At 40.4% G+C, this 3238-nt stretch carries 4 protein-coding genes; all 4 read left to right on the plus strand.

From position 1 onward, the window contains the following. The first annotated feature begins 469 nt into the window (after positions 1-469). The 4 genes from M5121_RS15575 to M5121_RS15590 are packed head-to-tail and all read left to right on the plus strand — an operon-like array spanning position 470 to position 3098. Positions 470-928 (plus strand): hypothetical protein, encoded by a 459-nt coding sequence (locus tag M5121_RS15575; RefSeq protein WP_249571675.1) that lies wholly within the window; start codon positions 470-472, stop codon positions 926-928. Then, entirely contained in the window at positions 929-1300 is a 372-nt protein-coding gene (locus M5121_RS15580; RefSeq protein ID WP_249571676.1) for a hypothetical protein, read from the plus strand. A 2-nt stretch (positions 1301-1302) separates the two neighbouring features. Continuing rightward, positions 1303-2424 carry an ATP-binding protein gene (locus M5121_RS15585; protein ID WP_249571677.1) on the plus strand — a complete coding sequence of 374 codons (1122 nt, stop codon included), beginning with the start codon at positions 1303-1305 and terminating at the stop codon, positions 2422-2424. Then, positions 2421-3098, plus strand: a complete 678-nt coding sequence (locus M5121_RS15590) for a putative quorum-sensing-regulated virulence factor (RefSeq protein ID WP_249571678.1) — start codon at positions 2421-2423, stop codon at positions 3096-3098. Before M5121_RS15585 ends, M5121_RS15590 begins: the two co-directional genes overlap by 4 nt. Positions 3099-3238: the final 140 nt, after the last annotated feature.

A 3238-nucleotide genomic window follows, 5' to 3' on the forward strand; every position in this document is an offset into this window, starting at 1 on the left:
AGTCATTTGCATATGTATAAAAAGTTTTTTGCATGAACCAACCCACCCAGTGTGGGTTTTCTTTTGTCTATTAAAACATAAAAATTAGGTAATCCTAAAATAAATTAGGAATACCTATTGACTAATTAATTAGGTTTACCTAATATTTACCTCATACACAGCAAAAAGCCCAGCCGACTCTCACATCAAACAGGGCTTATTACTCAAATGAGGAAGTATTTATGAATATGTTCAAACTACGTAATAAAAAATCTGGACATACAACAGTAGTTCACACCAGTAAAACGAGCTCGACGTTTGCGAAAGATCAAGCGATCAAGGATCACAACAAAGTTATTAAAACAGGAAATACGCGCACGAACTGGGAAGTTTTGGACTTCACTAGCAATGGCTGCTGGAATTTTTAAGGTAAAAATAAAAAAGTCCTGACTGTTTGGCGACGCAGGACTTCTCTCACGAGGATTTCATTATGGAACAAAACGTTTTAAATCACAACCGCAGTTATACGCTAGGCAAGTCTTTACTTGTCGGTAGCGTATTTTCAGTAGCGACCTTGGTTGGCTTAACTGGTGCTTACGCCCTGGTTACCAAGCCCATTCAAATCAACCCTGTTTACACATACGCAAATACAAATTCTTTGTACGGCGTTTTATCAGTTCAAATCACATCTGACACTACTGGTGAAGCGATCGTTAATCTTGATGGTTACCACGTTTTTACCAGCTTTGATTTTGAGTTGGTTCCTGATTACAACGGCGCGTTAGGTAGCGACACAAAGGCCGTATTCATTACAAATCTGGCTGTAGACCGCGTCTTATTGTCTAACGGCGGCTTTTATAACGATTTCACCAATGCTGATGACATCAGAAATATGATTTCTGTAATCACAGCTCACATCGAAAAAAATAAAATGGTGGAGGGTGCATAAATGTCGAATTTCAGAGAGTTCTTTAAGACAACAGAAGAAATTGCTCGTAAACCGATTCCAGGCACAGCACTTTTCAATGAGTACCCTATTACTCGTTACCATGTTCAGCTTGGTACAACCCACCCTGTTGTTTATTCAACAGACTCGAAGTGTACAGATATTCGCAAAGAACGAAATGGTGTAAGTACACCCGTCACAGCAGATGAATTGGCGGCCAAACCGTGGATTCTTCAAAACCTGCAAGAAGAAGTTGCTAAGCAACGTAAAAAAGAACGTGAAGCAATGTATGCGAAAGACTGCTTTCAACGCACGCCATATAGCGCAAATCAACGTATTGCTTACCACAATTCAAACTCAAATAAGGGGTTGTAATCATGGCTCTTAATATCATTACCGCTGATCAACCATTGAATGTTAGCGCAATCATTACTTATATCTACGCTGATCCTGGTTTAGGCAAAACATCTCTTGGCTTTACTGCTGACAAAGCAGTTTTGTTTGATTTTGACAAAGGTTCACATCGTACTGGTGAGCTACGTCGTGGTGCTGTAATTCAGGTTCAGCAATGGAAAGATGTCGCCGATCTAACTCCGCAGGATTTGGCATCGTTTAATACGGTTGTGATCGATACAGTTGGGGCAATGCTTGAAAGCATAAAAACTCATTTATTGCTAACAAAAAACAATAAGCAACAAGATGGTTCGCTAAAACTTAAAGCTCAAGGCTTGGCAAACCAAACCTTTAAGCAGTATGTGAATACTTTGATTAGCCTGGGCAAGGATGTTGTATTTATTGCCCATGCCAGTGAAGACCATAATAACGACCAGATTATTTATCGCCCTGAGTTGGGTGGTAAAAACCGCAATGAGCTATACCGCATTGCTGACATCATGGGTTATTTGACCACGGTCACCACTGGTGAAGGTAAAAACGCTCGCGTCATTAACTTTAAGCCAAGCCCTACCCATCATGCAAAAAACTCAGGCGCACTGGGCGGTGACACTGGCGAAATTTGGATTCCTGATTTAAAGGTCAACCCAACGTTTTTGGCTGATTTAATTACCCAAGCCAAAACACATATTAATACGCTTACACCTGAGCAGCTTGCTCATAACAAGGCTTTGGAGGATTTTGAAAACTTCAAGCAAAGCTGTGGTGAAGCTATGTATGCAAGCGACTTTAATCAACTAACTGAATCACTGGATAAAGAGCATACATATTATCAAAACATGCGCCAAGTCATGGTTTTGCGCACAAAAGAGCTTAAATGTAGCTTTGATAAAGTGAGAGGCGTTTGGATTGATCCGCCTGAATTCAATGGTATCTCAGATGCTCAGCGTGACTCATTACAAGCATTCATCGATGAGCGCGGCTTAGATGTAAAAACAGTATGTGAGCATTTGGGTATTGATGCATTAACGCAAATTGAAGCATCAAAATTTGAAGCAGTAAAACAAGAAATCGACAATCTGGCAAAACAGGAAATGCATGCATGAGCGCAATAATTTTAGACACTGAAACTCATGACATGAACGGCTATCCAATCGAGATAGCTCATGTTCCTGTCAATTTTAAAAACGGTGAATTGGCTGTTGATAAAGATGCTTGTTTTGATGAGTACTTTTCTTGTCCTCAGCCTATCAGCTACGGCGCTATGGCTGTGCATCACATTCTTGAGTCTGATATCGCTGGCAAACCAAGTTATGAAACTTTTCGCTTGCCTGAGGGCATCCAATACATCATTGGCCACAATGTTGATTATGACATCCAAGCTATAAAGCTGGCTGATAAATCAGTAAATGTAAAAGCGATTTGCACCTTGGCTCTATCTCGCATGGTGTGGCCAGATGATGCGCATAACTTATCAGCATTGATCTACAAGTTCACCAATGGGTCTGTCAAAGCAAGAGAATCTATTCGCAATGCTCATAATGCTAAACAAGATGCACTTCTTACTGCTGTGCTCCTAAAGCAGATCTGCAAAGTACTTGGCGTTAAAGATTTTCAGTCTCTCTACTTGTTTTCAGAACAAGCTCGCATACCGACCCATATGCCCTACGGAAAACATAAAGGTACACCGATTAAAGACATCCCTGCTGATTACATTGGGTGGTTGCTCAAACAATCAGATCTCGACCTATATCTCAAAAAAGCTCTATTAAAAGGATAAGAACATGAACAATATTTTAAATGCACAAGAAGCTTTTGCAGCACTCCAAAAAGGCAAAACAGTTCTATGTCGCTATGCTGGTAATGGCAATCTTCACGCTGATAAAAATTTCAGTACATTGGATCAGATGCCAGCGACGG

The organism is Acinetobacter sp. ANC5681 (assembly GCF_023488045.1).
Taxonomy (GTDB): domain Bacteria; phylum Pseudomonadota; class Gammaproteobacteria; order Pseudomonadales; family Moraxellaceae; genus Acinetobacter.